At 74.4% G+C, this 25,729-nt stretch carries 28 protein-coding genes and 2 pseudogenes; 11 read left to right on the forward strand and 19 right to left on the reverse strand.

Annotated elements, in window-relative coordinates; translation table 11 throughout:
• Genes IG05_RS0108635 through hypE form a run of 3 tightly spaced genes read left to right on the forward strand, consistent with a single transcriptional unit; the run spans position 1 to position 2,508 of the window.
• Positions 1–291 carry a HypC/HybG/HupF family hydrogenase formation chaperone gene (locus tag IG05_RS0108635; RefSeq protein WP_030340667.1) on the forward strand — a complete coding sequence of 97 codons (291 nt, stop codon included), beginning with the start codon at positions 1–3 and terminating at the stop codon, positions 289–291.
• Positions 288–1,433, forward strand: a complete 1,146-nt coding sequence (gene hypD, locus IG05_RS0108640; protein WP_030340668.1) for a hydrogenase formation protein HypD — start codon at positions 288–290, stop codon at positions 1,431–1,433. Before IG05_RS0108635 ends, hypD begins: the two co-directional genes overlap by 4 nt.
• A complete protein-coding gene (gene hypE, locus IG05_RS0108645; protein ID WP_030340670.1) occupies positions 1,426–2,508 on the forward strand; it encodes a hydrogenase expression/formation protein HypE in 1,083 nt (360 codons plus the stop codon). The genes hypD and hypE overlap by 8 nt, the downstream gene beginning before the upstream one ends.
• Before the next feature lie 20 nt (positions 2,509–2,528).
• On the opposite strand, the gene hypA is transcribed toward hypE, so the two are convergent.
• The 9 genes from hypA to IG05_RS47735 all read right to left on the reverse strand — a co-directional run bounded on the left by hypA (position 2,529) and on the right by IG05_RS47735 (position 9,184).
• Positions 2,529–2,885 carry a hydrogenase maturation nickel metallochaperone HypA gene (hypA, locus tag IG05_RS0108650; RefSeq protein ID WP_030340672.1) on the reverse strand — a complete coding sequence of 119 codons (357 nt, stop codon included), beginning with the start codon at positions 2,883–2,885 and terminating at the stop codon, positions 2,529–2,531.
• 7 nt (positions 2,886–2,892) lie between these two features.
• Positions 2,893–3,081 carry a hypothetical protein gene (locus IG05_RS0108655; protein ID WP_234335808.1) on the reverse strand — a complete coding sequence of 63 codons (189 nt, stop codon included), beginning with the start codon at positions 3,079–3,081 and terminating at the stop codon, positions 2,893–2,895.
• Positions 3,082–3,101: 20 nt separating this feature from the next.
• Entirely contained in the window at positions 3,102–3,308 is a 207-nt protein-coding gene (locus IG05_RS0108660; protein WP_030340675.1) for a hypothetical protein, read from the reverse strand.
• Between the two features lie 20 nt (positions 3,309–3,328).
• Positions 3,329–3,925 carry a DUF5947 family protein gene (locus IG05_RS0108665; protein WP_030340676.1) on the reverse strand — a complete coding sequence of 199 codons (597 nt, stop codon included), beginning with the start codon at positions 3,923–3,925 and terminating at the stop codon, positions 3,329–3,331.
• Entirely contained in the window at positions 3,922–4,476 is a 555-nt protein-coding gene (locus tag IG05_RS0108670) for a NifU family protein (RefSeq protein WP_030340678.1), read from the reverse strand. Before IG05_RS0108670 ends, IG05_RS0108665 begins: the two co-directional genes overlap by 4 nt.
• The gene (locus tag IG05_RS0108675) at positions 4,469–6,262 is read right to left on the reverse strand and encodes a nickel-dependent hydrogenase large subunit (protein WP_030340679.1); all 1,794 of its coding nucleotides are present in this window, start codon (positions 6,260–6,262) and stop codon (positions 4,469–4,471) included. Before IG05_RS0108675 ends, IG05_RS0108670 begins: the two co-directional genes overlap by 8 nt.
• An 84-nt stretch (positions 6,263–6,346) precedes the next feature.
• Positions 6,347–7,435, reverse strand: coding sequence for a hydrogenase expression protein HypE (locus IG05_RS0108680; protein WP_030340681.1), 1,089 nt, complete (start codon positions 7,433–7,435; stop codon positions 6,347–6,349).
• On the reverse strand, positions 7,432–8,895 hold the full coding sequence (locus IG05_RS0108685) for a hypothetical protein (RefSeq protein WP_234335796.1): 1,464 nt from the start codon (positions 8,893–8,895) through the stop codon (positions 7,432–7,434). The genes IG05_RS0108680 and IG05_RS0108685 overlap by 4 nt, the downstream gene beginning before the upstream one ends.
• A gap of 145 nt (positions 8,896–9,040) precedes the next feature.
• Positions 9,041–9,184, reverse strand: coding sequence for a hypothetical protein (locus tag IG05_RS47735; RefSeq protein WP_158838827.1), 144 nt, complete (start codon positions 9,182–9,184; stop codon positions 9,041–9,043).
• 184 nt (positions 9,185–9,368) lie between these two features.
• Between IG05_RS47735 and IG05_RS0108695 the strand changes: the two genes are divergently transcribed.
• On the forward strand, positions 9,369–10,964 hold the full coding sequence (locus IG05_RS0108695) for a hypothetical protein (protein ID WP_420707571.1): 1,596 nt from the start codon (positions 9,369–9,371) through the stop codon (positions 10,962–10,964).
• Between the two features lie 133 nt (positions 10,965–11,097).
• Here IG05_RS0108695 and IG05_RS0108700 read toward each other — a convergent pair whose 3' ends face one another.
• The 3 genes from IG05_RS0108700 to IG05_RS0108710 all read right to left on the reverse strand — a co-directional run bounded on the left by IG05_RS0108700 (position 11,098) and on the right by IG05_RS0108710 (position 12,880).
• Positions 11,098–11,511 carry an SRPBCC family protein gene (locus IG05_RS0108700; RefSeq protein WP_030340689.1) on the reverse strand — a complete coding sequence of 138 codons (414 nt, stop codon included), beginning with the start codon at positions 11,509–11,511 and terminating at the stop codon, positions 11,098–11,100.
• A 141-nt stretch (positions 11,512–11,652) separates the two neighbouring features.
• A complete protein-coding gene (locus IG05_RS0108705; protein ID WP_030340690.1) occupies positions 11,653–11,883 on the reverse strand; it encodes a response regulator transcription factor in 231 nt (76 codons plus the stop codon).
• Between the two features lie 178 nt (positions 11,884–12,061).
• Positions 12,062–12,880, reverse strand: a complete 819-nt coding sequence (locus IG05_RS0108710; protein WP_030340692.1) for a serine hydrolase — start codon at positions 12,878–12,880, stop codon at positions 12,062–12,064.
• Between the two features lie 195 nt (positions 12,881–13,075).
• Here IG05_RS0108710 and IG05_RS0108715 point away from each other — a divergent pair, with 195 nt between their 5' ends.
• From IG05_RS0108715 to IG05_RS49110, 5 genes and pseudogenes are all read left to right on the forward strand, one after another.
• Positions 13,076–14,101 carry a permease gene (locus IG05_RS0108715; protein WP_030340694.1) on the forward strand — a complete coding sequence of 342 codons (1,026 nt, stop codon included), beginning with the start codon at positions 13,076–13,078 and terminating at the stop codon, positions 14,099–14,101.
• On the forward strand, positions 14,098–14,835 hold the full coding sequence (locus tag IG05_RS0108720; RefSeq protein ID WP_030340696.1) for a TIGR03943 family putative permease subunit: 738 nt from the start codon (positions 14,098–14,100) through the stop codon (positions 14,833–14,835). Before IG05_RS0108715 ends, IG05_RS0108720 begins: the two co-directional genes overlap by 4 nt.
• A 153-nt stretch (positions 14,836–14,988) precedes the next feature.
• The gene (locus tag IG05_RS0108725; protein ID WP_030340697.1) at positions 14,989–15,591 is read left to right on the forward strand and encodes a hypothetical protein; all 603 of its coding nucleotides are present in this window, start codon (positions 14,989–14,991) and stop codon (positions 15,589–15,591) included.
• Positions 15,592–15,752: 161 nt separating this feature from the next.
• Positions 15,753–16,202, forward strand: coding sequence for a peptidoglycan-binding domain-containing protein (locus IG05_RS0108730; RefSeq protein ID WP_030340699.1), 450 nt, complete (start codon positions 15,753–15,755; stop codon positions 16,200–16,202).
• Between the two features lie 207 nt (positions 16,203–16,409).
• Positions 16,410–16,545, forward strand: a pseudogene (locus tag IG05_RS49110) (ribonuclease BN); the annotation flags it as partial.
• Positions 16,546–16,567: 22 nt separating this feature from the next.
• Here the strand turns inward: IG05_RS49110 and IG05_RS0108735 are convergent.
• From IG05_RS0108735 to IG05_RS0108745, 3 genes are all read right to left on the reverse strand, one after another.
• On the reverse strand, positions 16,568–17,317 hold the full coding sequence (locus IG05_RS0108735) for an SDR family oxidoreductase (protein ID WP_030340701.1): 750 nt from the start codon (positions 17,315–17,317) through the stop codon (positions 16,568–16,570).
• A gap of 84 nt (positions 17,318–17,401) precedes the next feature.
• Positions 17,402–18,061: a response regulator gene (locus IG05_RS0108740; protein ID WP_030340702.1), complete on the reverse strand. Its 660-nt coding sequence runs from the start codon at positions 18,059–18,061 to the stop codon at positions 17,402–17,404.
• A gap of 8 nt (positions 18,062–18,069) precedes the next feature.
• Positions 18,070–20,403: a histidine kinase gene (locus IG05_RS0108745; RefSeq protein WP_158838829.1), complete on the reverse strand. Its 2,334-nt coding sequence runs from the start codon at positions 20,401–20,403 to the stop codon at positions 18,070–18,072.
• A 166-nt stretch (positions 20,404–20,569) separates the two neighbouring features.
• Here IG05_RS0108745 and IG05_RS0108750 point away from each other — a divergent pair, with 166 nt between their 5' ends.
• The gene (locus IG05_RS0108750; RefSeq protein WP_234335797.1) at positions 20,570–21,643 is read left to right on the forward strand and encodes a CPBP family intramembrane glutamic endopeptidase; all 1,074 of its coding nucleotides are present in this window, start codon (positions 20,570–20,572) and stop codon (positions 21,641–21,643) included.
• A gap of 20 nt (positions 21,644–21,663) precedes the next feature.
• On the opposite strand, the pseudogene IG05_RS44795 reads toward IG05_RS0108750, so the two are convergent.
• Positions 21,664–21,896, reverse strand: a pseudogene (locus tag IG05_RS44795) (alpha/beta hydrolase); the annotation flags it as partial.
• Positions 21,897–21,925: 29 nt separating this feature from the next.
• Positions 21,926–22,447, reverse strand: coding sequence for a chloramphenicol phosphotransferase CPT (cpt, locus tag IG05_RS0108760; RefSeq protein ID WP_030340709.1), 522 nt, complete (start codon positions 22,445–22,447; stop codon positions 21,926–21,928).
• A gap of 391 nt (positions 22,448–22,838) precedes the next feature.
• Between cpt and IG05_RS0108765 the strand changes: the two genes are divergently transcribed.
• Positions 22,839–23,735, forward strand: coding sequence for an NAD(P)-dependent oxidoreductase (locus tag IG05_RS0108765; protein ID WP_030340711.1), 897 nt, complete (start codon positions 22,839–22,841; stop codon positions 23,733–23,735).
• Positions 23,736–23,756: 21 nt separating this feature from the next.
• Here IG05_RS0108765 and IG05_RS0108770 read toward each other — a convergent pair whose 3' ends face one another.
• Together IG05_RS0108770 and IG05_RS0108775 are read right to left on the reverse strand one after the other, a co-directional pair.
• Positions 23,757–24,392, reverse strand: coding sequence for a hypothetical protein (locus IG05_RS0108770; RefSeq protein ID WP_030340713.1), 636 nt, complete (start codon positions 24,390–24,392; stop codon positions 23,757–23,759).
• Positions 24,393–24,564: 172 nt separating this feature from the next.
• On the reverse strand, positions 24,565–25,671 hold the full coding sequence (locus IG05_RS0108775) for a diaminopropionate ammonia-lyase (RefSeq protein WP_037813362.1): 1,107 nt from the start codon (positions 25,669–25,671) through the stop codon (positions 24,565–24,567).
• Between the last annotated feature and the right edge of the window lie 58 nt (positions 25,672–25,729).

A 25,729-nucleotide genomic window follows, 5' to 3' on the forward strand; every position in this document is an offset into this window, starting at 1 on the left:
ATGTGTCTGGCAGTGCCCGGCAAGGTCGTGTCCATCGACCACCGCGCCGACCCGCTCACCGGCCTGATCGACTTCGGCGGCGTACACAAACAGGCCTGCCTGGAGTACCTCCCCGACATCCAGGTGGGCGAGTACGTCATCGTCCACGTCGGCTTCGCGCTGCAGCGCCTGGACGAGGAGTCGGCCCGGGCCTCCCTGGAGCTGTTCGGGCAGCTCGGGCTGCTGGAGGAGGAGTTCGGCGACGCCTGGGAACAGGCGGCACGCCAGGAGAGCGGAAGTGAGGCCCGGTGAAGTACATCGACGAGTTCAACGACCCGGAACTGGCGCGCCGGCTGCTGGACGAGATCCGGTCCACGGCGACCCGGCCCTGGGCCCTGATGGAGGTCTGCGGCGGCCAGACCCACTCCATCATCCGCCACGGCATCGACCAACTGCTCCCGGACAACGTGGAGTTGATCCACGGCCCGGGCTGCCCGGTCTGTGTGACACCCCTCGACGTCATCGACAAGGCCCTGGCGATCGCCGCACGCCCCGAGGTGATCTTCTGTTCCTTCGGGGACATGCTGCGCGTGCCCGGTACCGGCCGGGACCTGTTCCGGGTCAAGGGCGAGGGCGGTGACGTCCGGGTGGTCTACTCACCGCTGGACGCCGTGGACCTGGCCCGCAAGCACCCCGACCGGCAGGTGGTGTTCTTCGCCATCGGCTTCGAGACGACCGCCCCCGCCAACGCCATGGCCGTGCACCAGGCCCGCCGCCTGGGCCTGGCCAACTTCAGCCTGCTGGTCTCCCACGTCCGGGTCCCCCCGGCGATCGAGGCCATCATGACCGCCCCCGACTGCCGGGTGCGCGGCTTCCTCGCCGCCGGGCACGTGTGCAGCGTGATGGGCACCGCCGAGTACCCGGACCTCGCCGAGAAGCACCGCGTCCCGGTCGTCGTCACCGGCTTCGAACCGCTGGACATCCTCGAAGGCATCCGCCGCGCCGTCCACCAGCTGGAACGCGGGGAGCACCGGGTGGAGAACGCCTACCCCCGCGCGGTGCGGGAGCAGGGCAACCCGGCGGCCGTCCGCATGATCGAGGAGGTCTTCGAGGTCACCGACCGCAACTGGCGGGGCATCGGCCGCATCCCGGACAGCGGCTGGCGGCTCACCGACGCCTTCCGCGCCTACGACGCCGAGCACCGCTTCGACGTCACCGGCATCCGCACCGAGGAACCCGCCGAATGCCGCGCGGGCGAGGTCCTCCAGGGCCTGATCAAACCCACCGAGTGCGCGGCGTTCGGCACCACCTGCACCCCGCGCACCCCGCTCGGCGCCACCATGGTCTCCACCGAGGGCGCCTGTGCGGCCTACTACCTGTACCGCAGGATGACCGAGACACCGGCACCCCAGGGGTCCCGGATCCCGCGCGAGGAGATGAACCCCGTTGGCTGACCTCGCCACCGAATCCCCCCAGGCGGTCGTCGACCCCGCGAACTGGACCTGCCCCGCCCCCCTGCGCGACCAGCCGGTCGTCGTCATGGGCCACGGCGGCGGCGGCGCCCTGTCGGCGGAGCTGATGCAGCAGGTCTTCGCACCCGCCTACGGCAACCCCACCCTGGCCGCCCTCACCGACTCGGCCGTCCTCGGCCTCGGCGGGACCCGGCTGGCCTTCTCCACCGACTCCTACGTCGTACGGCCGCTGTTCTTCCCCGGCGGCAGCGTCGGCGACCTCGCCGTCAACGGCACCGTCAACGACCTGGCCATGAGCGGCGCCCGGCCCGCGTACCTGTCCGCCGCCTTCATCCTGGAGGAGGGCGTGGAACTGGCCGTCGTGGAGCGCGTGGCGCGCGCCGTCGGCGCGGCGGCCGAGGCGGCCGGCGTCACCATCGCCACCGGCGACACCAAGGTGGTCGAGTCCGGGCACGGCGACGGCGTCTACCTCACCACCGCCGGCGTCGGCCTCGTCCCCGAGGGCGTCGACATCCGCCCGCAGCGCGCCCGGCCCGGCGACGCCGTCCTCGTCAGCGGCCCCGTAGGCCTGCACGGCGTGGCCGTCATGAGCGTGCGGGAGGGCCTGGAGTTCGGCGTGGAGATCACCTCCGACACCGCGCCGCTCGCCGGCCTGGTCGCGGCCATGCTGGCGGTCACCCCGGACCTCCACGTGCTGCGGGACCCCACCCGCGGCGGCCTCGGCGCCTCCCTCAACGAGATCGCCCGCGCCTCCGGAACCGGTGTACGGCTGCGGGAGCGGGCGATCCCGGTGCCGGACGAGGTCGCGAACGCCTGCGGCTTCCTGGGCCTCGACCCGCTGTACGTCGCCAACGAGGGCCGGCTCGTCGCCTTCGTGCCCCCGGAGCACGCCGACGCCGTCCTGGCGGCGATGCGCGCCCACCCGCAGGGCGCCGGCGCGACCCGCATCGGCGAATGCGTGGCCGACCACCCGGGCATGGTGGTCGTCGCCACCGCGCTCGGCGGCACCCGGGTGCTGGACCTGCCGCTCGGCGAGCAGCTGCCCCGGATCTGCTGAGCCGCCCCCCGGCCCCGCCGTCAGGCCGGGGCCGGGACCGGCGCGACCCCCGTGATCTCCAGCTCCCGTCCGCCGCGCAGTTCCTGCGACGGCCGGTCGCAGCCCGGGCACCAGAAGAACGGCGGCATGCCGACCGCGAACTCCTCGGCGCACCCGCCGCACCAGGCTCGCGCCGGCACCTGCTCCACGATCAGCCGGGCCCCGGCGAGGGCCGTGCCGTCGCGGGCCACCTCGAAGGCGAAGTGCAGCGCGTCCGGGACGACACCGGCCAGCTCACCGACCCTGACCGTCACCGACGACACGCCGTCCGCGCCGTCCGCGCGGGCGATCTCCGCCGCCTGTTCCACGATCGCGGTCGCGATCGACAGCTCGTGCACGCCGGCCTCACGGGTACCGGTGGCCCGCGCGCAGGCCGCCGGTCATCCGGTAGATCCGCAACTCGCGCACGATACCCGGCAGTTCCTTGACCAGCAGGGCCGCGGCCAGACTGCCGGCCACCGCGGCCTGGGCCGCGAGCAGCTGCCGTCCCGAGATCCCCCGCCGTACGGTCCGTCTTCTCATGCCCATGTTCATGACGGTCACTTTCTGCTCCCTCATCCCGGCGAGATGTTCGGCATGTCCTTCACCAGGGCGTCATGCCGTTTCCAGTGGATACCGGTGGAGCGGCGCGCGTCGGAGCTGCCGTCCTCGTGGTGTCCTTGCTGCTGCTTGTAGGGGCCCTTGTTGCCCTGGTGCAGTCCGCGCACGTGGGTGGGCGTGTCGGGCTTCGCCTGGGGGCGGCCCACTCGGATGCTGCCCATCTGGGGTCTCCTTCCGGTCCTCACGACCGCTCGGTCAGCTCCTCGAAGAACTCTTCCACCGCCGGCCAGAGCCGGCCGCCACCGGACAGGCCCTGCCACTCGCGGCGGACCAGGGCGATCATCCGGTAGCAGTCGTCGACCGGCACGATCCAGTGTGCGTCGAAGCCGCGCACCGTGTTCACCAGCAGCGCCTCGACATCCGGGGTCATGGCGGCGAGCTGCGGCACCGCGCCGGCCAGCCGCTGCCAGGCCGCCGCGTCCACCTCCCACCGCATGGCCCCCGCCGGACTAGGGCCCTGCGCGGTCACCGTGCCGTCGGAGCGCGGCACGAAGAACACCAGCCCCACCGGGACGCCCAGCACGCCGGTGTCGACGGGCGGCAGCCGCAGCCGGCGCCGGGGCACGAGCCGGTAGCGGCCCTCGCCCACCGCGCCGTCGGCGAACAGCACCGAGCAGGGCCCGCACACGCACCGGACCTCGGCGGCCCCGGTGTCGTACAGGTGGGCGTGCTCCACGGCCACGCGGGCCGCGCACAGCTCGCAGACCTCGGCCTCGTCCCGCCCCGCCCGGTCGGCGGCGGAGCGGATCACCCGGGCCAGCGCGCCGCGCGCGGTCACCGCGCCTCCTGGGGCAGGACCCGGCGCTTGATCGTGCCGAGCGGTACGAACGCGGGGGCCGGCCGGCGCTCCGGGGCGACGGGCTCGACCGCCTCCAGCTCCGGCGCCACCGCGAGGACCGCGGCCCGCACGGCCTCCAGCGGGTCGGCCGAACCGCCGCCGCCGCAGCCCGCACCGCAGCCGCCGGTGCTCAGCCGCACCCGGGCCACCCGCCCGTCGACGCCGGCCCACTCCAGGTCGCCGCCGCGCTCGCGGACCGCGGGCCGCAGCTTCTCCACCGCGCGGGCGGCCCGCCGCTCGGGCGGCTCCGGATGGATGTCGTGCAGGACGAGCAGGTGCCCGAGCAGCTCGTCCTCGGCCAGCCGCTCCGCAAGCGGCTGATCCGCGAGGTCCAGCACCCGGGCGAGGGCCTCGCCGTAGACCTCGGTCAGCAGCCGCACCGCCTCCAGCGCCGGGCCCGGCACGGTCTCCAGGCCGGCCAGCACCTCGTCGAGCCGGGCGAGGCGCGCCTCGACCGCCGGGTCGGGCAGCCGTACGGCGGTCTCAGCCATGGTTGGCTCCGTACGTCGGCGAGTGCACGGTGGTCAGGGTCTTGCCCTTGCCCATGTACATGTGGACGCCGCACGGCAGACAGGGGTCGAAGCTGCGGACGGTGCGCATGATGTCGACGCCCTTGAAGTCGTCGGGCCCGTTCTCCTCGAAGATCGGCTGGCCCTGCACGGCGTCCTCGTACGGGCCGGGGGTGCCGTAGATGTCGCGTGGGCTGGCGTTCCACGGGGTGGGCGGGTACGGGTGGTAGTTGGCGATCTTCTTGTCCCGGATCACCAGGTGGTGCGAGAGGACACCGCGCACCGCCTCGTGGAAGCCGCAGCCGATCGACTCGTCCGGCACCTCGAAGTTCTCGTACACCTTGGTGTCGCCGTTGCGCAGCATCCCCATCGCCTCCTCCAGGAACTGCAGCGCCATGGCGGCGGCGTAGGCGATGAAGTACGGCCGGGCGCGGTCCCGTTCGAGGGTGTTGCTCCACTTCGGGATGCGCCACTCCAGGGTCGTCTCCGGCAGCTTCTCGCCCCTGGGCAGGGTGATGCGGATGCCGCCGCCGGTGGTCTTGACGTACGGCGTGTCGACCAGGCCGCTCAGCGCGGTCGACCAGAGCCGGGCGAGGGGGCCGCCACCGGTGTCCAGGGCGAGGTGCTCACCCGTCCCCGGGTGGTACCAGCGCGGGCTCATCACCCAGCTGTAGTTGCCCTCGAAGTCCCGCTTCTGCGGCACCGGCACGGTGGTCTGGTTCCACGGGTGCCGCATGTCGACGGGGTTGCCGAGCGGGTCGTGGGTGACGAACGGCTCCTCGTTGACCCAGTCCTCGTAGAAGGAGCTGCCCAGCATGATGCGCAGGCCGAGGTTGATGTCGATGAGGTTGTTGGTGACGAGCTGACCGTCCACGATGATGCCCGGCGTGACGTACATCGCCCGGCCCCACTCGTTCATCGTCGCGTAGCGGTAGTCGACGACGTCCGGGTTCTGGAAGGCACCCCAGCAGCCCAGCATGATGCGGCGCTTGCCGACCTCCTCGTAGCCGGGCAGGGCCTCGTAGAAGAAGTCGAAGACGTCGTCGTTCATCGCCACCGCCTTCTTGATGAAGTCGATGACGCGCATCAGCCGGCTGAGGTAGTCGGTGAAGGTGTTCGGCTGCGGCATCGTGCCGACCCCGCCCGGGTACAGCGTGGAGGGGTGCACGTGCCGTCCCTCCATCAGGCAGAACATCTCCCGGGTGATCCGGCTGACCTTCAGCGCCTCCTTGTAGACCTCGCCCTCGAAGGGGTTGAAGGCCTTCATGATCTCGGCGATGGTCCGGTAGCCGTGGACGTCCCCACGGGGTGCGTCGGTGCGCTCGGCGCGGGCCAGGACACCGGGGTTGGTGGCCTTGACCATCGCCTCGCAGAAGTCCACGAAGACCAGGTTGTCCTGGAAGATCGTGTGGTCGAAGATGTACTCCGCCGCCTCGCCGAGGTTGGTGATGTGCTCGGCCAGTTTCGGCGGCTTGACGCCGTAGGCCATCTGCTGGGCGTAGTTGGAGCAGGTGGTGTGGTTGTCGCCGCAGATGCCGCAGATGCGCGAGGTGATGAACCCGGCGTCCCGCGGGTCCTTGCCCTTCATGAACACCGAGTAGCCGCGGAACAGCGACGAGGTGCTGTGGCACTCCACGACTTCCCGGTTGGCGAAGTCGATCTTCGTGTAGATGCCCAGGTTGCCGATGATCCGGGTGATGGGGTCCCAGGACATGTCGACGAGCTGGGCGGGTTTGCGTTCTGTGGGCCGGGACTCGGTGGTGGTCATCTGCGGTACTGCCCCTCGCTGTTCGGGTCGATCGGATCGGTCGGATCGGTGGCGGGACGGGGAAGGGGACGGGAACGGACGGCGTCAGGCACGCCAGTGCGGGTCGTAACCGCTGGTCAGCTTGCTCTTGTTGTGGCGCCACTTGGGCTCGTGGTTCACCAGGTCGTTGGTCAGGCCGCGCAGCCGGCGGACGACCGCCCCGTACGGCTTGATCACCATCGACGACAGCGTGCCGCCCGGGGGTTCGTCCATGAACGGCATGAAGGCGTCCGGGAAGCTCGGCATCGTGCAGCCGATGCAGATGCCGCCGACGTTCGGGCAGCCGCCGATGCCGGCCATCCAGCCGCGCTTGGGCACGTTGCAGTTGACCACCGGGCCCCAGCAGCCGACCTTCACCTGGCACTTGGGGGAGTTGTAGTCCCGCGCGAAGTCGGCCTGCTCGTAGTACGCGGCCCGGTCACAGCCCTCGTGCACGGTCTTCCCGAACAGCCACTGCGGACGCAGCATGTGGTCCAGCGGCGGCGGGGGAGCGGCACCGGCCGCGTGCTGGAGCGTCCAGACCAGGGTCTCCATGAAGTTCTCCGGCTGGATCGGGCACCCCGGCACGTTGACCACCGGCAGCCCCGACCGCGCCTTGAAATCCCAGCCCAGGTAGTCCGCGAGGCCCATGCAGCCCGTCGGGTTGCCGGCCATCGCGTGGATGCCGCCGAACGTCGCGCAGGTGCCGGCCGCGATCACCGCCCACGCCTTGGGGGCGAGGTCGTCGATCCACTCGTTCAGTGTCTGCGGCTCACCGGTGTCCGGGTGGTTGCCGAACGACGTCCAGTAGCCCTCGCCCTCGATGATGTTCTGGTTCGGGATCGAGCCTTCGATGACCAGGATGAACGGCTCCAGCTCACCGCGCGCCGCGGCCCGGTACGGGGCCAGGAAGTGCTCTCCGCCGAGGCTCGGCGAGAGCACCTTGTTGACCAGGTTCACCTTCGGCAGGCCCGGGATGAGGCCGAGCACGACGTCCTCGATGGAGGGCTGGCCGGCCGCGGTCAGGGAGACGGTGTCGCCGTCGCAGCTCATGCCCTCCGAGATCCACAGGATGGTGATCTCGTCGAAGCCCTCCCGTGCCTCGGCCCTGCCGGGCTCGCCCTGGACTTCCGTGGTACCGCTCTGTGTGGTCATGTCTGCGGCCTCCGTTGCAGCCGGTCTCGGAGTGGGTCGTGGGCGGCGGCCGACGCGGCGCACTCGGCCGGGTCGAGCGGTGCCACCTCGTCGGGGCGGAAGTAGTGGAACCGCCCGTACCAGTCGTGCAGTTCGGCGGCGGGATCGTCGTCCACGGTGACGGCCAGATGGACGCTGCCGTCCACGTCGTGGAAGACCGCGGCCACCTGTGCGGTCCGCCCGTCCAGGAACATGTCCTGGGCGTCGGCGCCCCGGCCGCGCGGACACAGCCGCACCCGGCTGCCGCCGCCCACGGCCACCCCGTCCACCAGGACGGTGTCCGTGGCCGGGGACAGTCCGTCGTCCCCGCCCTCCTGCCACCAGGCGGGCCGCCCGGTGGCAGGGCGCTGGGCCGGGGTCAGGGAGCGGATGGCGCCGTGCAGCCGGGAGAAGACCTCCGGGGGCATGGTGTCCACCCGGTCGAGGATCCGCGCGGCCCGCGGATCGGTGGCCCGGGCCTCGGCCTTCTCCTCATCGGTCAGCAGCATCGTGCGCAGTGTCAGGATCTCGTCGATCTCCGCCGCGTCGTGCAGGTCGCCCGGGCTCTCCGGGGCCACCTGCGGGTGGTCCGGGAGGATGATCGGAGCGGAGAGCAGGAACGCCCCCGTCGCGCCGTCGTCGCCCGCCGGCCGTGGCGGCCCGCCGAGCACCGGGAACGTGAAGGCGTTGCGGCAGCCGCGGACCTGCTCGGCGAGGCCGGCGGGCGGGTCGATCAGCGACACGAACTCGGCCCCGTCGGCGGCGAGGAGGGTGTGCGTGGCGAGCAGCGCCTGCCCGAGCACCGCACCGCGCGGGGCCTGCGGGTCGGCCGCCGCGGCCGTGTTCTCGGTGCGCACCCGCAGCCGGTACAGCTCCGGTCCGAGCGGCTCGGCCACGACCGTCGTCCGCGCCCGCACCTGCCCGCGCCGCCGCACCGTCCGGCCCGCGCCGTCCGGCAGCGGCTCGTACTCCGTGCCGGCCGGCGCGCCCACGGCGGTGGTCCGACCTTCCCGCAGCAGTTCCGCCAGCGGCAGCACCAGCTCGGTCTCGCGGGGCACCGCCTCCTCGAACGACAGGTGGGTGACCCCGTCGGCGGTCCGCAGCGACTCGACCGGGCGGTGCCCGCCGTTCTCCTCAGCGGCCTCCACCTGCTTGTGCTGGAGCTGCAGGTACCGCACCCGCACGCGGACGGCCGCGTCGGCGCGGCACACCCGCAGCAGGCACTCGGTCCGCTGGTACCAGGAGTCGGCGGAGCCGGAGACGCCGGGTGTGACCGGTGCGTCCCGCTCCACCCAGTCGCGGGGCAGCAGCACCCCGAACTGCCAGCGGACCCGGTTCTTCGCCGAGGAGCGGCGGTAGGGATACAGCAGGTACCCCTCGTAGAGCACGGCGTCCGCCACGGCACTCAGCTGCGCACAGCCCTCGCCGACTCCGTTCGCCATGCTCTCTCCTCGCCACTCGTGATCGCGGGTCCTCACCCCACGTTCACACCGGTCGCGCCCGCCCGCCCCTCAGGCGCACCGTCATTGGGCCGGAGGGTGGAATCCTGCGGCTGTCCGGGCGTACGGAGGTGCAGGAGGGAGACCGTCACGGTCCGGGGTGCCGGGGTGCCGGGGTGCCGGGGTGCGGGGAGTCCGGGCCGCCGGGCAGCCGTTCCAGCGCCACCAGTGCCGCGTCGTCGCCCAGGTCGCCGTGTACATGGCGGACGAGTTCGCGGCGCAGACCGGCCACCACCGCCTCCAGCGGCCGGCCGGCGTGCGTCTCGACGTGGGCGGTCAGGTCGAGGAAGCGGCCGCGCCGGTTCCGGGCCCCGTGTAGGAAAGGACCCGCTTTCGGCCCTCTGTCGGGTACGTACCCGCGCCCGTACACTGCGGATCCGCAGACATGCGGGCGCAGTTGACCGGGGGGAGCCATCATGTCCGGAGGTCCGTACGGTCCGAACCAGGGGTACGGCGGACCGCCGCTGCCGCCCATGCCGCCGAAGCCGCCACCCCGGCCCGCGAGCCCGCCGCCCGCGCCGCCGGACGCCTGGCGGGCCGCCGCGACCGCCCTGCTCAACCTGAGCGGTCTCGGCCTCGGCTACGTGCTCCTGCGCCGGTGGGTGCCGGCCGCGGCCTGCTGGGCGGCGACCGCCGCGCTGCTGCTCGTGGCGCTCCCCGCCGACGCCGACGGCGTACCCGGGGCCGCGCTCGCCGGCTACGCCGTACTCCTGCTCTCGGCGGCCGTGCACGGCGGGTTCGCCGGCCTGCGCGCCCGGCTCACCTGGCCCGGCAGGGCGCCCCTCGCGCTGCTGCTTGGCGTACTGCTGCTCGCCGTGCCGGCCGGCGGTGCCCTCTGGTACCGGGACGCCCACCGGGAAGCCGTGGAGCAGGCGCTGCTCGGCCGCCTGGAGCGCGCCGACGACCTGGTGGCCGAGGGCGGCCGGCGGTCCTTCGGCTCCGCCACGCCGGACTACCGCACAGCCCTCGACGTCTACCGCGACATCGCCGTGCACCATTCCGGTTCCCGCGCCGCCCGCAGGGTCCACGACAGCCTGCGCACCTTCTACACCACCGTCGGCGCGGCCTACGGCCACGGCCGGTACTGCGACGCCGTGGAGCCGCTGAAGTACCTGCGCACGCTGCCGGACACGATGCCCGAGGAGCAGCTCGGCCCGCTGGCCGGCTGGCCCGACGACCGGCTCGCGAACGCCCTGTACGGGTGCGGGGAGCAGTCCCTGGCGGCCGGTGAGGCGGACTGGGTGAACCGCTTCGGCGACCTGCTGGACACCTTCCCGCGGTCCGGGGCGGCGGCCAAGGTGGCGCCCGCCGTCGACGCGGCGGTGAAGAAGCAGGAGAAGGCCGTCGACGGTGATGATCCCTGCACGGCCGTCGAGCGGTTGCGCGACCTCGGCACCCGGATCGGCGACCTGGCCGGCCCGGCCCGCGACGCGGACGGCGCCCTGGCGAGGACCGCGAGCCGGGCCGGCCGCAGCGGTGACTCGGGCACGTACGCCTGCGGTGTCGACCAGTACAAGGACGGTGAGTTCGAGGCGGCGCAGAAGACCATGGAGCAGTTCGCCGCCGGCCACAGGCACGACCGGAACCGGGCCCGCGCCGAGAAGATCGCGATAGCCGCCGAGGTCGCCCGGACGCTCCCCGCGGCCGGCCGGAAGCTGCCCACCACGGCCTCCGGCGGCGGCATCTCCGTCACCGTCAAGAACGACAGCCCGGACGACATCACCGTCCTGTACACCGGCCCGGTCACCGGCAGTTTCACCCTCAAGGGCTGCGGCGGCTGCAAGGCGTACACGTTCGCGGACACGGTGTTCAAGACCTTCAAGCCCTGCAACGACAGCGGCAGGCACTACCCGCAGCGCACCATCAGCCTGCCCGTCGGCACCACCTGGTTCGTGCACAAGCCGGACGGCGACAGCACCGCCACCCCGGCCTCGGACACCGCCGAACTCAGGCCCGGCTACCTCTACACCGAGTGCGCCTACTCGACCCAGCGGCTGGGGTCCGGTCACTGACCGGACGCCTGCCGTCCCGCCCCGGCGCCCGGATGCCGGCCTCCGGGCCGGGGACGTAGCCGCACAGGACGTCCGCGGGGCCGGTCACCCGCACCTCAGGCGCAGCGGGTGCCGGCGCACCGGGCGCGGCACCTCAGCCGCCCGCGTTGTCGACCCGCAGCCGCACCTGCTCCTCCAGCCTCCGCAGGCTGCCGTCGAGGGCGTCGCACACCGCCTGCTCGCCCGGGTCGTGGCCCTTGTCGAAGAAGGACAGGTGCACGGTCACCTCGCTGACCCCGCTGCCGATGCCCGCCACCTGGAGCCAGCCGGTGTAGCTGCCCTGCTCGCGGGTGCCCCACTCCAGGCGCATCTGCTCCGGCTCGGAGCGCAGCAGAGCGGCCATGTCCTGGCCGGAGCGGTCCTCGTGCACGGTCACGGCAGGTGGCTCCCCGGGGTCCACGTGCAGGGCGTCCGGGAGCCAGGCGTCGAGCCGGCCGACGTTGGCCGCCTGGTCGAAGACCTGCTCGGGCTGTGCGGGCATGGTGCGGGAACGTTCGTACTCGGCCATCGTGGTACCGCCCCTTCCGGTCGGAAGTCGTACCCCGACCGCGTGCCCCTTCCGAGGCGGCCGAAAAGCCCCGACGGCACCTCGCGCCCGTCCCGCCCACGCGGCCCTCCGTTCCGGAAGGCGGGACACTGCGGCAGCGGCTCACAGGCCCAGGGCGATGGCCGTGCGGGTCAGCTCGGCGGTGTTGGTGATGTTGAACTTGGCCCGGATGCGGCGCAGGTAGGCGTCCACGGTGTGGGTGGACAGTCCCATGTGGCGGGCCGTCTGCAGGTAGGTGCGGCCGGCGGCGATGTGCCGGAGCGTCTCCCGCTCGCGCGGAGCCAGCGCGGGGGCGGGGGCTTCGGCGGGCGAGGGGGCGAGGATGGCGCTCATGGTGATTCCTCCGGCGGAACGGCTGGGGGCTGTCCGGTAAGGGTGATTTGCCCTTGTTCCACCAGATTGCTCGCGGGACTTCATGAGGCTGTCCGCCGACTGTCACAGGCGTGTCACGGGGAGCCGGGGCCGGTGCGCGCCGGCCGGCCCGGTGGCCCGGTGGCCGGGCCCGCCCGGCTCAGGACAGGGCCGCGCGGGCCGTCCGCTCCACCAGGGACACGCCGTCGCCCATGGACGCGCTGCCGTCGGACAGGACCGCGACGAGGTACCGGTGCCCCTTGACCGTGACCCGGCCGACGCTGTTCACGTCCCACAGGCCCGTGGTGTTCCGCTCCAGCCAGCCGTTCTTCAGGGCCCGCCCGGCGTCCTCGGGGCCGGCCGCGGAGACGCCCCAGCTCTGCTCGGGTACGACCTGGCCCATCAGGGTGCGGACATAGGCGCGGGACCGCGCGTCGAGCCCGCCGGAGCCCGCACGCACCGTGCCCCCGGTACCGAACACGGCCCGCAGCAGCCGTATCTGGTCACTCGCGGTGGTCCGGGTCAGGCCCCACTTGCCGCCCGGGCCGCCCGTGGTCGAGGTCAGCCCCAGGCGCTTGTTCGCCGCCGCCAGGCCGGGGGCCCGGCCGATCTGCCGCCACAGCGCGTTCGCCGCCGCGTTGTCGCTGCGCCGGATCATGGGCTCGGCTCGCCCCTTCTCCTGCGCGCTGAGCTGCCGTCCCGCGTCCTGCGCCCGCAGCAGCAGCGCCGCGAGGATGTCGACCTTGACGATGCTCGCGGTGTCGTACGCCCGGTCCTCGCCGTGCAGCACCGGGGTGCCGCCGGCGCCGTCCAGGTCGAGCACGGCCGCCGTGGCGTGCGCCGGAGGGTGTCCGGAGGATGCGGTGCCGGCGGCCATGGCCGGGGCCGGGTACAGGAGGCCGGCGGAGAGCAGGGCGGCTGCCGAGGCCAGCAGGGCGCCGGCCTTGGTCCGCGCGGTGCGGGTGGGGCAGGAGGACATGGGTCACGAACGTAGCCACCGCACGCGCCCGGCGACGTGGTCCCGGTCACCTTCGGCCCCGATTCGCCCGGATTGTGAGAAAACCCACCGATGGGGCGCATTGTGGGGCCCGGCTCGCTCCCGGGGCGGCGTGTACGCGTGGCCGGGCCGTCCTCCTCGCTTATCGTCGGCCGGACACCGACATCCGGAGTGACCATGGAAAAAACGGATGAACTGGTTGGTGTGGCGGCCGGCCGCCTCGGCCCGGCCGTGCGCCGCGCCCGGATCCGGCCGCTCGGCGCGGCCCTCGTGCTCACGGCCGCCGCCACCGCCGTGCTCCTGCCGGCCGGCACCCGGTGGCTCGACGATCCGGCCGTCCAGGCCTGGCGCACCGTCTGCCTGGCCATCACCGTCCAGGCGCTCCCCTTCCTGCTCCTCGGCACCGCCCTGTCCGGCGCCATCAACGCGTTCGTGCCGGCCGACCTCTTCACCAGGGTGCTGCCGAAGCGGGCCGCCCTCGCCGTACCGGTCGCCGGCGCCGCCGGCGCGATCCTGCCCGGCTGCGAGTGCGCCTCCGTCCCCGTCGCCGGCAGCCTCATCCGCCGGGGCGTCCCCCCGGCCGCCGCCTTCGCCTTCCTGCTCTCCGCCCCGGCGATCAACCCCGTCGTGCTCACGGCCACCGCCGTCGCCTTCCCCGGCAACCCGGCGATGGTCGCCGCCCGGCTGCTGGCCTCCCTCGGCACGGCGGCCGTGATGGGCTGGCTGTGGCTCTGGTTCGGCAAGGAGGAGTGGCTGCGCCCCCTGCTGCGCCACCGGCACACCGGCCACCGGCACGGCCACAGCCGCCGGACCGAGTTCCGGCTCGGCTTCCAGCACGACTTCCTGCACGCCGGCGGCTTCCTGGTGCTCGGCGCCATGGCCGCCGCCACCTTCAACGTCACCGTGCCCCGCTCCGTCCTCGACACCTTCTCCGGCTCGCCCTGGCTCTCGGTGCTCTTCCTGGCCGGCCTCGCCGTGCTGCTGGCCGTCTGCTCGGAGGCGGACGCGTTCGTCGCGGCCTCCCTCACCGGTTTCTCGCCGACCGCCCGGCTCGCCTTCCTGGTGGTCGGCCCGATGGTCGACCTGAAGCTGATCGCCCTTCAGGCCGGCACCTTCGGCCGTGCCTTCGCCTGGCGGTTCTGCACGGCGACCACCGTCGTGGCGATCGCCGCGAGCGTCCTGACCGGAGGCGCGCTGCTGTGAAACGCCCCGTCCAGACCCTGCTCCTGGCCCTGACCGGTATCGGCCTGCTGCACGCGGCCCTGTTCACCGACACCTACCTGCGCTACGTCAAGGCCGGACTGCGCCCGCTGCTCATCGCCTCCGGGCTGGTCCTGCTGCTGCTCGGCCTGGCGGGAGCGGCCGTCCGGGACCGGCACCACCTCCGCGGGGACACCGGGGCCGAGCACGGCCACGACCACACCGGCACCCCGCGCATCGCCTGGCTGCTCTTCCTGCCCGCGCTCAGCCTGCTGCTGTACGCCCCGCCCGCACTCGGCGCCTACACCGCGGCCCGCGCCGGCAGCAAGCCCGTCAGCGTGCAGAAGAAGGGGTTCGCCCCGCTGCCCGCGACCTCGCCGCTGCCGCTGACCCTCACCGACTTCACCCGGCGGGTCCAGCAGGACCGCAGCCGGGCCGTCGGCGACCGCACCGTGCGGCTGACGGGCTTCGTCACCCCGGCCGGCGAGGACGGCGGCTGGTACCTGACCCGCATCATCTTCACCTGCTGCGCGGCGGACTCGCAGACGGTCAAGGTGCGCATGTACGGCACCGGGGCGCCGCCCGCCGACACCTGGCTGGCGGTGACCGGCACCTGGCACCCGCACGGCACCCTCGGCACCGGCACCGCGGAGGCGGCGCTCGACGTCCGGGACGCCACACCCGTCGCCCAGCCCGTCAACGCCTACACCGACGACCTGCCGCTCACGCCCTCCTAGGGGTGCCTCCCGCACGATCCCCGCTCCCCAAGGGACGACCGGCGTGCGGAGGTGCAGGATGGTGTCATGACCCCCGCTCCGGTCGCCGGGTCCGGGAGACCGCGGGGGCCGCCCCGGCTTCGGGCCGCCGGTGTGCGAGAGGAGGCGGTGACGATGACACGGACACCTCCCACGACGGTCACCCCGGTGCGGCTGTGGCGGTGGCGGCGCAACCCCCTGAAGCGGCACAGCGACGTCGTCGAGGCCTGGATCGTCCTCGCCGGCTGGCTGCTGGCCCTCCTCGCCGGGGTGTTCGCGGGCGTGCTGGCGGCCGGGACCTCCCAGTCGGCGTTCACGGCGAGGCTGTCCCAGGTGCACCCCGTGGCCGCCGTCCTCACCGACGACGCGGCGCGCCCCCCGGCCGCGGGCAGCGGATACGACGACGGGCGGGTGTGGGCGGCGGTGCGCTGGACGGACGCGGACGGCTCGGTGCACACCGACCGGGCGAAGGTCGTCCCGGGCGCGCCCGCCGGCACCCGGATCACCGTGTGGACGAACCGGTCGGACCGGGTCGTGCCCGCCCCCGTCACCGGAGCGGCGGCCGACCTGCAGTCGGCGCTCACCGGTGCCCTCGTCGCCCCGGCGGCCGGTGCGCTGGTCTGGGGCGCCGGGTGGCTGGTCCGCAGCCGGCTCATCCGGCGGCGCATGGCCGAGTGGGACGAGGAGTGGAAGCAGATCGGACCCCGGTGGGGAAACCTGAGCGGAGGCAGGGGCTGAGCGCCGTGTGCGCCGCCGGACCTACCGCGCAGGTTGTACACCGGCCCCGCGTACCGCGGCCGGTGGAGCCAGGGATCAACTCCCGGGTTGGCGACGGGCCGAGCCCCGGCACGTAGCTTTTGTGCCGTGCCGTGAGGCACTCGTCAATCAGGGGGATACACATGCAGACGAACATCTTCACCAGGACCCTCCTCGCCGCCACGACGACCGTGGCGCTGGCCGCGGGCAGCCTGGCCGCGGCGGGCACCAGCTTCGCCGCCCCCGCGGCGGCCCGGCCGGCTGCGGTCAGCGAGGCCGTCACCCCGCAGGCGGTGACCAACCTCGGGCTGAACGCCGCCCAGGCGAAGAAGGTCCAGCGCTGGCTGAAGACGTACTGGGGCTACCGGGGCTCCATCGACGGCAAGCTCGGCCCCGACAGCTGGAAGGCCTTCCAGCGCTGCCTGAAGAAGTACTGGCACTACAACGGCCGGATCGACGGCGTCGTCGGCAAGGAGACGGTCAAGGCGCTCCAGCGGCTCCTGAAGAGCGGCTACGGCTACCGCGGCTCCATCGACGGCATCGCCGGCTCCGGCACCAAGTCCGCGTTCAAGCGGTTCGCCAACGCCCACTGAGGTACGGCACCCCGGTCCGCCCGGAACACCCTCCGCCCCACAGCGGGGCGGAGGTCGCCGGGCGGACCAACCGGTACCGGTGCGGGGGAGCGGGGCACCGGCGGGTGAACCGCTTCGGCGGCGGGCTTGAGGGCGCCCCGCCGGGCAACCCGGCCGGTACGGCGAAGCTGCGCGTGCCCCGGCGGCACCACCGGCGGGCCGTTCCCGCTCGGCCTGGAGTTCGACGCGGAGACCCTGCGGCAGCGGGCCATCGCCGGCGGCCACCCGCCGCGCGCCGTGCCCCCGGCCCCGCGACACCGGGACGTGGGACGAGGAGGACGTACGCCGCCTGGACGAGACCTGACGCGGACGCCCTCCCGGCCCCGTCACGCCGCGTGCCCGCCGTCCACCGAGAACTCCGCGCCCGTCACGTACGCCGCCTCCGGCCCCGCGAGGAACGCCACCATGGACGCCACCTCCTCGGCCGTGCCGAAGCGGCCCAGGGCGGTCAACGCCGCCTGCCCCGACGCGTACGGCCCGTCCGCGGGGTTCATGTCGGTGTCGGTGGGGCCCGGGTGCACGACGTTCGCCGTGATGCCCCGCCCGGCCAGCTCCCGCGCCAGGGCCTTGGTCAGCCCGACGACGGCCGCCTTGCTCATCGCGTACAGCGTGGCCCCGGGGCCCGGCACGCGCGCCGCGACGCAGCTGCCGACCGTGATGATCCGCCCGCCGGCCCCCATCAGCGCGGCGGCCGACTGGGCGGCCAGGAACACACCCCGCACGTTCACCGCCAGCAGCCGGTCGACGTCCGCGAGGGACAGGCTCTCCAACGGCGCCATGATCCCTATGCCCGCGTTGCCCACCAGCACGTCGAGACCGCCCAGTTCCTCCGCCGCGCGCCGTACCGCGCCCGCCGCCTCCGCCGCGTCCGCGGAGTCGGCACGCAGGGCCACCGCCCGCCGCCCCAGCGCCTCGATGTCCCGTACGACGCCCTCGGCCGCGTCCTTGCCGTGCACATAGGTCAGGGCCACGTCCGCGCCCTCCCGGGCCAGGCGCCGTGCCGTCGCCGCGCCGATGCCCCGGCTGCCGCCGGTGACCAGTGCCGTCCTGCCCCGCAGTTCCAGTCGTGAAGTCATGACTCCATCCCAGCCGCCGGCAGCGGGGAGCACCGGCGGGGAACGGACATCGACCTCGGCGGCCCCGGCGGGCGGGCACCGCGGTCAGCCGCGCGGGACGGCGCCCGGGGTGATCAGGCCGGTCTCGTAGGCGAGGATCGTGGCCTGGACCCGGTCACGCAGGCCGAGCTTGGACAGCAGCGCGTTCACATGGCTCTTGACCGTGCCCGTGGTGACGCCGAGTTCGGCACCGATCTCGGCGTTGGTCAGCCCGGAGGCGATCTTCAGCAGGACCTCCCGCTCCCGCTGGGTGAGCCGGCCGAGGGGCCCGCCGGCCGGGGGCGGCGGCGGGGCGCTGCGGGCGAACGTGTCGATCAGCCGCCGGGTCACGGCGGGCGCCAGGATGCCGTCGCCGGCCGCGACCACCCGGATCGCGGACAGCAGTTGCTCGGGCTCGGCGTCCTTCAGCAGGAACCCGGACGCCCCCGCGCGCAGCGCCTCGTACACGTACTCGTCCAGGTCGAACGTGGTGAGCACCAGCACGCGGGGCCCGCCGGCCGGCGCGGTGACCAGCCGGGTCGCGGTGAGCCCGTCCATGCCCGGCATCCGGATGTCCATCAGGACGACATCGGCCTCCCCGGCGGCGGCGAGCGACACCGCCGTCGCCCCGTCACCGGCCTCGGCCACCACGGTCAGATCGGGTTCGGCGTCCACGATGGCCGCGAATCCGGCCCGGACCACGGCCTGGTCGTCGACGACGATCACGCGTACGGCTACGGGAACACCTCCTGGACCGGGGCCGGAACGGCTCCGGCCGGCAACACCACCCGTAGCGTACCGGCCGGTTCGCACTCGATCCGCCCCCCGCCCGCGGCGGTCTGCACCCGCAACCGCTCGGCTACCGGGCCGGCGACGGCGAGGCGTACCCCCGTCACCGTGACCCGCAGGATGCCGCGCCGCCGCCGCAGGGTCACCCGGGCCGGCCCCGCGTCGCCCGCGCCCAGCGCCGCTTCCACGATCCGGTACACCGAGACCTGCACCGACGACGGCAGGTCCCGGCCGGCCTCCGGCAGGCCCCGCAGCCGTACGTCACGGCCACCGGACCGCAGCGCGCGGCACAGGGCCTCCAGGTCGCCCACGGCGGGCGACGGAGCGAGCCGGCCGCTCGGTCCGCCGCCGTCGCCCAGGCTGTGCAGCACCTCCCGCATCGCGGCCAGCGCCGCCCTGGCCGTACCGGCCACCTCCGCCAGGTCGCCCCGCCGGGCCGCGCCGACGAGCGCCCGCGTGTGCGCCGGCACGGCGTCGCGCAGGGTGGCCGCCAGCCGCTGCCGTTCGGCCTCGGCGGCCCGGTCCGCCTGCCACATGGAGCTGGCGAAGGCGAACTCGTCGTAGGCCAGGGCCCGCAGCCGGCGGCGCCGTACGAACAGGCCGGCGCCCCACACCGCGGCGAACACCGGGGCCAGCAGGACGGACAGGAAGATCACCAGCAGGACGGCGCCGGCCACGCCCGTCGGCTCGCCCGCCACTGAACCGTCGGCCGCGGACACGGCCGTCACGGCGCCGGCCACGCCGAGTGTCGCCGCGGCCGGCGCCGGCCAGGTGCGCCCGGGCCCCCGCCCGTACGCGGCGACCGCGTACACGGCCAGCGTCTCCACGAGCGTCCCGGCGGGGAGGAACTGCGCCACCCGGGCCGGCAGCTGCCACCCGGCGACGGCCGCCGGCCCCAGCCAGGCCGTCGCCAGAACGCCGAGGAGGACGGCCCACGGCGCCCGTCTGCGCCACAGCAGGGGCAGCGCGTGCAGCACCAGCAACCCGCAGACGACCAGCAGCGCCGGCAGCGCGGCGCACCGGGCGGCGGCCGTCCAGTCCTCCGTGAGCGCAAGGGCGCACGACACCGGCAGGATCATCGACGCCAGTACGAGCGCGGGATCGGCGAGCCGCTGCTCCCGCAGGACGTCGCGCCGCCGGCCGTGCTCGTCCGGCCGCCGCGGCTCGGCACCGTCGGGAAGCGTCGCGCACACCCGCCAGCCGCCCTCCGGCGTGGGCCCGGCGGTCAGTTCGCCACCGGCCGCCGCGGCCCGCTCCCGCATCCCGGCCACGCCGCGCCCCGCGCCCAGCCCCCCGGCACCCTGCTGCGCGGTGCGCGGCGGCGCGTTCTCCACGGTCAGCCGGAGCAGACCGTCCGCCCGCACGACCAGCACCCGGGCGGCGGCGCCGGGCGCGTACCGCAGCGCGTTGGTGAGCGCCTCACGGACGATGCTGTGGATCGCCTCGGCCGACGGGCCCGCCAGGTCACCGGGGATCCGCGCGCCGACCGGGCGGCCCAGCCGGCCGAAACCCGCGACCAGTTCCTCGATCCGCCCGCTCATCGGACGGTGGTCCGGGCGGTCGGTGTCCCGCAGCAGCCCCACCAGCCGGTGCAGCGCCGTGAGGGTCTCCGCGCCGGTCCGCTCGGCGAACGCCAGTGCCTCGGCGGCCAGGTCGGGCCTGCTGTCCTGGAGCCGGCGCGCGGCGTCGACGGTCACCACCACCGAGGTGAGGTGATGGGCACTCACATCGTGCAGTTCCCGGGCCAGTCGCCGGCGCTCCTCGTCGGCCGCCAGCCGGCGGACGTGCTCCGCCCCGGCCAGCCGCCGGGCCGCGGTGAGCCGGCCGGCGAGCCACTGGCGCCGTGCCTCGCCGAGCCCCGCGCACAGCAGGTACACACCGAGCGCGATCGCCATGTCGGACAGCAGCGCGGGCCGGGGGCCCTCCTCCACGGCGGACAGCACCCATTCGACACCCACCACGGCCCCGACGGCCCGCACCGTCACCGGCACCGGGCAGCGCACGGCGACGGAGTACAGGGCGACCGGCGTGCCGAGGCCCAGGTAGCCGTCCGGCCAGGCGAGCCCGCCCAGGACCAGGGCGCCCAGGGTGCAGGCCAGCGCCCGCACCGGGACGGTCCGGCGCCGCCCCAGCGCGGCCGTCTCCAGGGCCAGCGCGCCCAGCACGCAGAGCAGCGCCGGTCCGCCGGGAGTGCCGTCCGGGCCCACGCCGGGCCACAGCAGGGCGCCCTGCCCGGCCGCCAGCAGCAGGGGCAGAAGCCAGTTGCGTATCGTCTCCATGTCGCCGACGAGCGTAGAGGCCGCCCGCGCGCCGGGCACCGGACCTGAGGAGGAGGGGTCTCTCCCACCAGGGATAGAGACGGGGAGCGGGTACCAACCCGGGACAGAGCACGCGGTCGTGCTCCGGGCCGATGGCACGCCGGGACGGGTGGGGCAGGCTGACGGCATGACACAGCCACAGCTCACCGGGCGACTGCCCTACCACCGCCTGGCCCGCCTCTCCCCCCGCTACCGGTGGTGGCGCCCCCTGCTCGGAACGCTGGTGGCGGCCGTCACCTATCTGGTCGCCGTGGTGATCCTGATGTTCTGCAGTGTGGCCCTGGGCCTGTCCCTCGGGTACCGGGAGGACAACGACGGCTGGCCGGAGTTCGGCCCCGTCTCGGGCACCGCCGTGGACCTGCTCTCGATCGCGGTGGCGATACCCGTCGTGGCGCTGACCGTGCGCTGGATCGGCCGGCGCCGCCCCGGCACGGTCTCCTCCGTGACCGGGCGGCTGCGATGGCGCTGGCTGCTGCGGTGCGCGCTGACCGCCCTGCCGGTCCTCGCCCTCGCGATGGCAGGCATGTTCCTGCTGCCCGCGGACGGCGGGGCGGAGGGCCCGTGGGCGGGCTGGGCGGCCTTCGCCCGGGCCCTCGCCGTGCTGGTGGTGCTCGTACCGGTGCAGGCGGCGGCCGAGGAGTACCTGTTCCGCGGCTGGCTGACGCAGGCCGCCGGGGCGTACCTGCGCTCGCCGTGGGCCGCCCTCCTGCCCCAGGCCGTCCTGTTCGCCGCCGCCCACGGCTGGGGCACCCCCTGGGGCTTCGCCGACCTGGTCGTGTTCGGGACGGCCGCGGGCTGGCTGACCTGGCGGACGGGCGGTCTTGAGGCGTCCATCGCCCTGCACGCGGTCAACAACCTCCTCGCCTTCGGCGCCTCGGCCGCCGTCGTGGGCGGGCTGAGCAGCGACGAGAGCGCGGCCGACGCGCCGTGGCAGGTGGTCGCGCTCGACGTCGCGGGCATCGCGCTGTACACGGCGGCCGTGGCCTGGTGGCTGCGCCGCCGGCGGCTGGACCGCACCGCCCCGGCGCCCCAGCACCCGGCACCGCCGCCGGTTCTCCCGCCGGCCTACCCGCTCCCGCCGGTGTACCCGTACGCCGATAGCGCCCCCGTACCGCCGCGGTGGCCCGGCCGGCCGGGACCGGGCACGGCGGTACCGCCCGCCTCCCGGGGCGGCTCGGGCGACGGCGCCGACGGCGGGTGAGCCGCAGCCCGGAGCCGGGATCAGACGGTGTGCAGGGTGCGGACCGCGAGGTCGATGGCGGCGCGGGTGCCGGGCAGGGCGTTGAGCATCACGAAGTCGTGGATGCTGCCCTGGCAGCGGACCGCGGTGACCGGGACACCGGCTGCGCGGAGTTTGTCGGCGTAGGTCTCGCCCTCGTCGCGCAGGACGTCGGCCTCGCCGGTGACGACGAGTGCCAGGGGCAGGCCGGGAGCTGCTCGGTGGTGGCGCGAAGGTGCGGCACCCGCGCCCCCGCGCCACCGGTCAGCCGACGCGGGCGGCGATGATGCGGGCGCAGGCCAGGGACTCGGTGTGGGTGGTGTCCACCTCCAGGTCGTACTCCACGCCCCGGTGCACCGGCCCCGCCTGGGCAGCCGCCATGCCCGGCGCGCGGTCTCCCCGGGCCAGCTCCCGGGCCGCGGCGACCTCGGGATCGCACCGGACGCCGACCCACAGCACGGCCAGTCCGGCCAGGGCCTTCCGCCAGCGCTGCTGGGAGGCCGCCCCACCGAGGAAGACATCGTCCACGACGATCCCGGCACCCGCGCGGGCGGTGGCCGCGACGCCCTCCCTCCAGGCCGCCTCCACGGCGCGGAAGCCGGCCCCGACGTGCACCCCGCCGTCCTCGGCGAACTCGATCCCGCCGTCGGCACCTCGCAGCCTCCGTGGCAGCGCGTCCACGAGCGAGTCGATGCCGAACGCCAGCCAGGGCCCGGGCAGCACCTCCTGCAGACACCGCACGATGCCGGACTTCCCCGCACTGGAACCACCGTTGAGAAGGATCACCTGAATCGTCACCGGGCCACACTACGGAAGGTCCGGGGACGGCGGGTGACGCATTCCGGCGCCGCCCCGCCACCAGTACCCGGCCGACGGGCCGGCGCCCTCCGGCGCGGCGAGTGCACCGAGCGGACCCGCGAGCTGGGCGGCGGGTTGCCGGGCGAACGGTTCAGGCCGGCTTGTCCCGGACGCCGCGGCAGGACGGCACACCGCAGGAGCGGCTCGACGCGCACGCCTGGCCGGTGGAGCGTCTTCCCGGCGGCCCGGCCCGTATCCTCACCCAGGAGGCGCAGAGCGGCCGGCCCGCCGCCGAACCCGATGCTCAACGGACATCAGGCGTGGCTGGGCGGCCTGGTCCGCGCCGCACGAAGCCCGCGAAACGCAGGAAGTTGACGTCATGACCGACAAGCTCACCGTGAGCGTCCTGGGCACCGGCATCATGGGCGCCGCGATGGCCCGCAACCTCGTACGGGCCGGACACACCGTCCGCGCCTGGAACCGCACCCGCGCCAAGGCCGAACCACTCGCCGCCGACGGCGCCTACATCGCCGGCACGCCCGCCGAGGCCGTCGAGGGCGCGGACGTCGTCCTGACCATGCTCTACGACGGCCCGGCCACCCTGGACGTGCTGCGCGAGGCCGCCCCGGCGCTGCGCTCCGGCACCGCCTGGGTGCAGTCCACCACCGCCGGCCTCGACGCCATCGGCGACCTGGCCGCCTTCGCCCGCGACCACGGACTGGTCTTCTTCGACGCGCCGGTGCTTGGCACCCGCCAGCCCGCCGAGGCCGGCCAGCTCCTCGTCCTGGCCGCGGGCCCGAGCGGCCACCGCGCCGCCGTGGCCCCGGTGTTCGACGCGGTCGGGGCCCGTACCGTGTGGACCGGCGAGGACGGCGCGGCCGGTACCGCGACCCGGCTGAAGCTGGTCGCCAACAGCTGGGTCCTCGCGGCCACCGCCGCCACCGGTGAGGTGCTGGCCCTGGCCCAGGCGCTCGGCGTGGACCCGCAGGGCTTCTTCGACGCGATCGCGGGCGGCCCGCTGGACATGGGCTACCTGCACGCCAAGTCCAGGCTCATCCTGGACGAGCAGCTGACCCCGCCCCAGTTCGCGGTGGCCACGGCCGTCAAGGACGCCCGGCTCATCGTCCGGGCGGGCGAGGCGCACGGTGTGCGGCTGGACGTGGCCGCCGCGAGCGCCGCGCGCCTGGAACGCGCCGCCGCGCAGGGCCACGCCGACGAGGACATGGCCGCCGCCTACTTCGCCAGCTTCGACCCCGCCGGCCGGCCGTCCGCCTGACGGGACCCGGCGGCGCGGCGGTCAGTTTCCCGTGCCGGTGCTCGCCGCCGTGTCCGCCGCGGATTCCTGCGCCGCCCGGCCCGCGGGTTCCCCGGGCACGGTGTAGAAGACGGACGAGCCCTGCTTGGTGCGCTGGGCGCCGTTCCTGGCGACGAGGTTCTCCAGCGTGGCGCGTACGACCTTGGTCTGGACGCCGCGGTCCGGGTGGGCCCGGTCGAGCGCCTCGGTGACCTCCGCGGCCGAGCGCGGTTCGTGCTGCTCGGCCAGGTGCCGGCGGACGAGTTCGACGAGCGTGGGCTGGGCGGCCTCGGAAGTCGCCTTCTTCACCGTCGGCTTCTGCACGGCCGGCTTCTTCGCCGTCGCCTTGGCGGTGGCCGGCTTGGCCGCCGGCTTCCTCGCTTCGGTACGCCGCGCGCCGCCGCTCTTCTTCCGAGGGGAGGGTACGGCCACGCCACCGGCCGCCGCGGCGATGCCGAGCGCCTGCTGCATGTTGAGCAGGACGGCGTGGTCGCGTTGCAGGGTGGCCAACTGCTCCTGCAACACTGCGAGTTCAGCCGTGATGCGGTCCTGTTCCTTGAGGTTGTGTTCGAGGTCGTTGGTCACCTGGCTGACGTATTGAGAGGTCAGTTCGCTGACGGGCCCAGCGCTTTCCGGCATCTTTCCCTCCGCTCCTGACGGTGCGACACCTGGATGATACGGGTGGGTCAACCCGTTTTCACCGTTGGCGAGGCGGCAATCCGAAGCGGACGCCCCGCGGTACGGGGCCCTCACCCGCCTCGGCCGGCGACGGCGGCCCGCCCGGCCGACGGAACCGCCGACCCGGCCGGCGTCACCCGTGGGGCAGTGCGTGCGGGTTGGCGGCTCTGCCCTCCGTGCTCAGCAGGACGACCACCGAGCCGGGCCCCAGCCCCAGCCGGTGCCGGCGTTCCGTGGCACCGCCGCCGGTGAGGAGTGCGCGGACACCGGCGAGCGCGGCGGCGCCGCAGGGGCCCGAGGAGACGCCCAGCGCGGCGAGGTCGCGGGACGCGCGGGCACTGTCGGCGTCGGTGACGGTGACCGCGGCGTCCAGTCCCGCGCGCAGCACGGGCCAGGCGGTGCGGGACACGGTCCCGCAGTTCAGGCCGGCCATGACGGTCGCGCCGGTGCGGACGTCGACCGGAGCGTCCCGGGTGAGGCTCGTCAGCAGGCAGGCGGCGGACTCCGGTTCGACGGACAGCAGGGCCGTGGCCGGAGTTGCCGTACGGCTGCGGTAGTGGGTGACGACGGCCTGCGCCAGCGAGCCGACTCCCACCGGAACGGCCACCAGTCCCGGCGCGGCGGCTCCGGCGGCGGCCAACTGCTCGTCCGTCTCGGCGCACAGCGTGGAGTAGCCCTGGACGATCCACCCGGGGACGGTCTCGTACCCCTCCCACGCGGTGTCCTGAACCAGCACCGCCTCCGGCATCCGCGCCGCCTCGTCCGCCCGGCGCACCGCCTCCTCGTACGGGCCCGGCACCCGGGTCACCTCCGCGCCCTCGCCGGCGATGGCCGCCGCGGTGGCCGGATGGATGTCCTGCGGGACGAAGACGTGCGCGCGCCGGCCGTGCAGCCGGGCCAGCCGGGCCACGGCGTGGCCGTGGTTGCCGTCCGTGGCGCAGACCAGGGTGACCGGACCGGGGGTTCGCGCCGCCAGCACGAGGTGCACCGCCCAGGACGCGCCCAGCACCTTGAAGGCCGGCAGGCCCAGACGTGCCGACTCGTCCTTGACGAAGACGCGGCCCACTCGCAACTCCCCTGCGAGCGAGGGTAGTTCGGTCAGCGGGGTCGGGGCGTAACCGGGCAGTGAGGCGTGGAAGCCGCGCACCTCGGCGGGGGCCGGCGCGCAGTGCCAGGACCGGGCGGACGGCCGTACGAGCCATGGCACCGGTCCGCCGGACGGTGAAGTGTCCTCACGCATCCTCTCAGCCTGCCGCCTCCCTCCGCCGCCGGTCCAGGACACGAACCCGCCCTCCCGA

This window comes from Streptomyces sp. NRRL S-1022 (genome assembly GCF_000720135.1).
Lineage (GTDB): Bacteria > Actinomycetota > Actinomycetes > Streptomycetales > Streptomycetaceae > Streptomyces.

Excerpts from the sequence above, each read along its gene's own strand:
- IG05_RS0108685 (WP_234335796.1), bottom strand. The coding sequence starts at position 8,895 with ATGGCGAACGGAGTCGGCGAGGGCTGTGCGCAGCTGAGTGCCGTGGCG.
- IG05_RS0108730 (WP_030340699.1), top strand. The coding sequence starts at position 15,753 with ATGCAGACGAACATCTTCACCAGGACCCTCCTCGCCGCCACGACGACC.
- IG05_RS0108725 (WP_030340697.1), top strand. The coding sequence starts at position 14,989 with ATGACACGGACACCTCCCACGACGGTCACCCCGGTGCGGCTGTGGCGG.
- IG05_RS0108655 (WP_234335808.1), bottom strand. The coding sequence starts at position 3,081 with ATGAACATGGGCATGAGAAGACGGACCGTACGGCGGGGGATCTCGGGA.
- IG05_RS0108715 (WP_030340694.1), top strand. The coding sequence starts at position 13,076 with ATGGAAAAAACGGATGAACTGGTTGGTGTGGCGGCCGGCCGCCTCGGC.
- IG05_RS0108695 (WP_420707571.1), top strand. The coding sequence starts at position 9,369 with ATGTCCGGAGGTCCGTACGGTCCGAACCAGGGGTACGGCGGACCGCCG.
- IG05_RS0108775 (WP_037813362.1), bottom strand. The coding sequence starts at position 25,671 with ATGCGTGAGGACACTTCACCGTCCGGCGGACCGGTGCCATGGCTCGTA.
- IG05_RS0108745 (WP_158838829.1), bottom strand. The coding sequence starts at position 20,403 with ATGGAGACGATACGCAACTGGCTTCTGCCCCTGCTGCTGGCGGCCGGG.
- IG05_RS0108770 (WP_030340713.1), bottom strand. The coding sequence starts at position 24,392 with ATGCCGGAAAGCGCTGGGCCCGTCAGCGAACTGACCTCTCAATACGTC.
- IG05_RS0108765 (WP_030340711.1), top strand. The coding sequence starts at position 22,839 with ATGACCGACAAGCTCACCGTGAGCGTCCTGGGCACCGGCATCATGGGC.
- IG05_RS0108675 (WP_030340679.1), bottom strand. The coding sequence starts at position 6,262 with ATGACCACCACCGAGTCCCGGCCCACAGAACGCAAACCCGCCCAGCTC.
- IG05_RS0108680 (WP_030340681.1), bottom strand. The coding sequence starts at position 7,435 with ATGACCACACAGAGCGGTACCACGGAAGTCCAGGGCGAGCCCGGCAGG.
- IG05_RS0108635 (WP_030340667.1), top strand. The coding sequence starts at position 1 with ATGTGTCTGGCAGTGCCCGGCAAGGTCGTGTCCATCGACCACCGCGCC.
- IG05_RS0108660 (WP_030340675.1), bottom strand. The coding sequence starts at position 3,308 with ATGGGCAGCATCCGAGTGGGCCGCCCCCAGGCGAAGCCCGACACGCCC.
- IG05_RS0108705 (WP_030340690.1), bottom strand. The coding sequence starts at position 11,883 with ATGAGCGCCATCCTCGCCCCCTCGCCCGCCGAAGCCCCCGCCCCCGCG.
- IG05_RS0108710 (WP_030340692.1), bottom strand. The coding sequence starts at position 12,880 with ATGTCCTCCTGCCCCACCCGCACCGCGCGGACCAAGGCCGGCGCCCTG.
- IG05_RS0108670 (WP_030340678.1), bottom strand. The coding sequence starts at position 4,476 with ATGGCTGAGACCGCCGTACGGCTGCCCGACCCGGCGGTCGAGGCGCGC.
- IG05_RS0108735 (WP_030340701.1), bottom strand. The coding sequence starts at position 17,317 with ATGACTTCACGACTGGAACTGCGGGGCAGGACGGCACTGGTCACCGGC.
- IG05_RS0108700 (WP_030340689.1), bottom strand. The coding sequence starts at position 11,511 with ATGGCCGAGTACGAACGTTCCCGCACCATGCCCGCACAGCCCGAGCAG.
- IG05_RS0108750 (WP_234335797.1), top strand. The coding sequence starts at position 20,570 with ATGACACAGCCACAGCTCACCGGGCGACTGCCCTACCACCGCCTGGCC.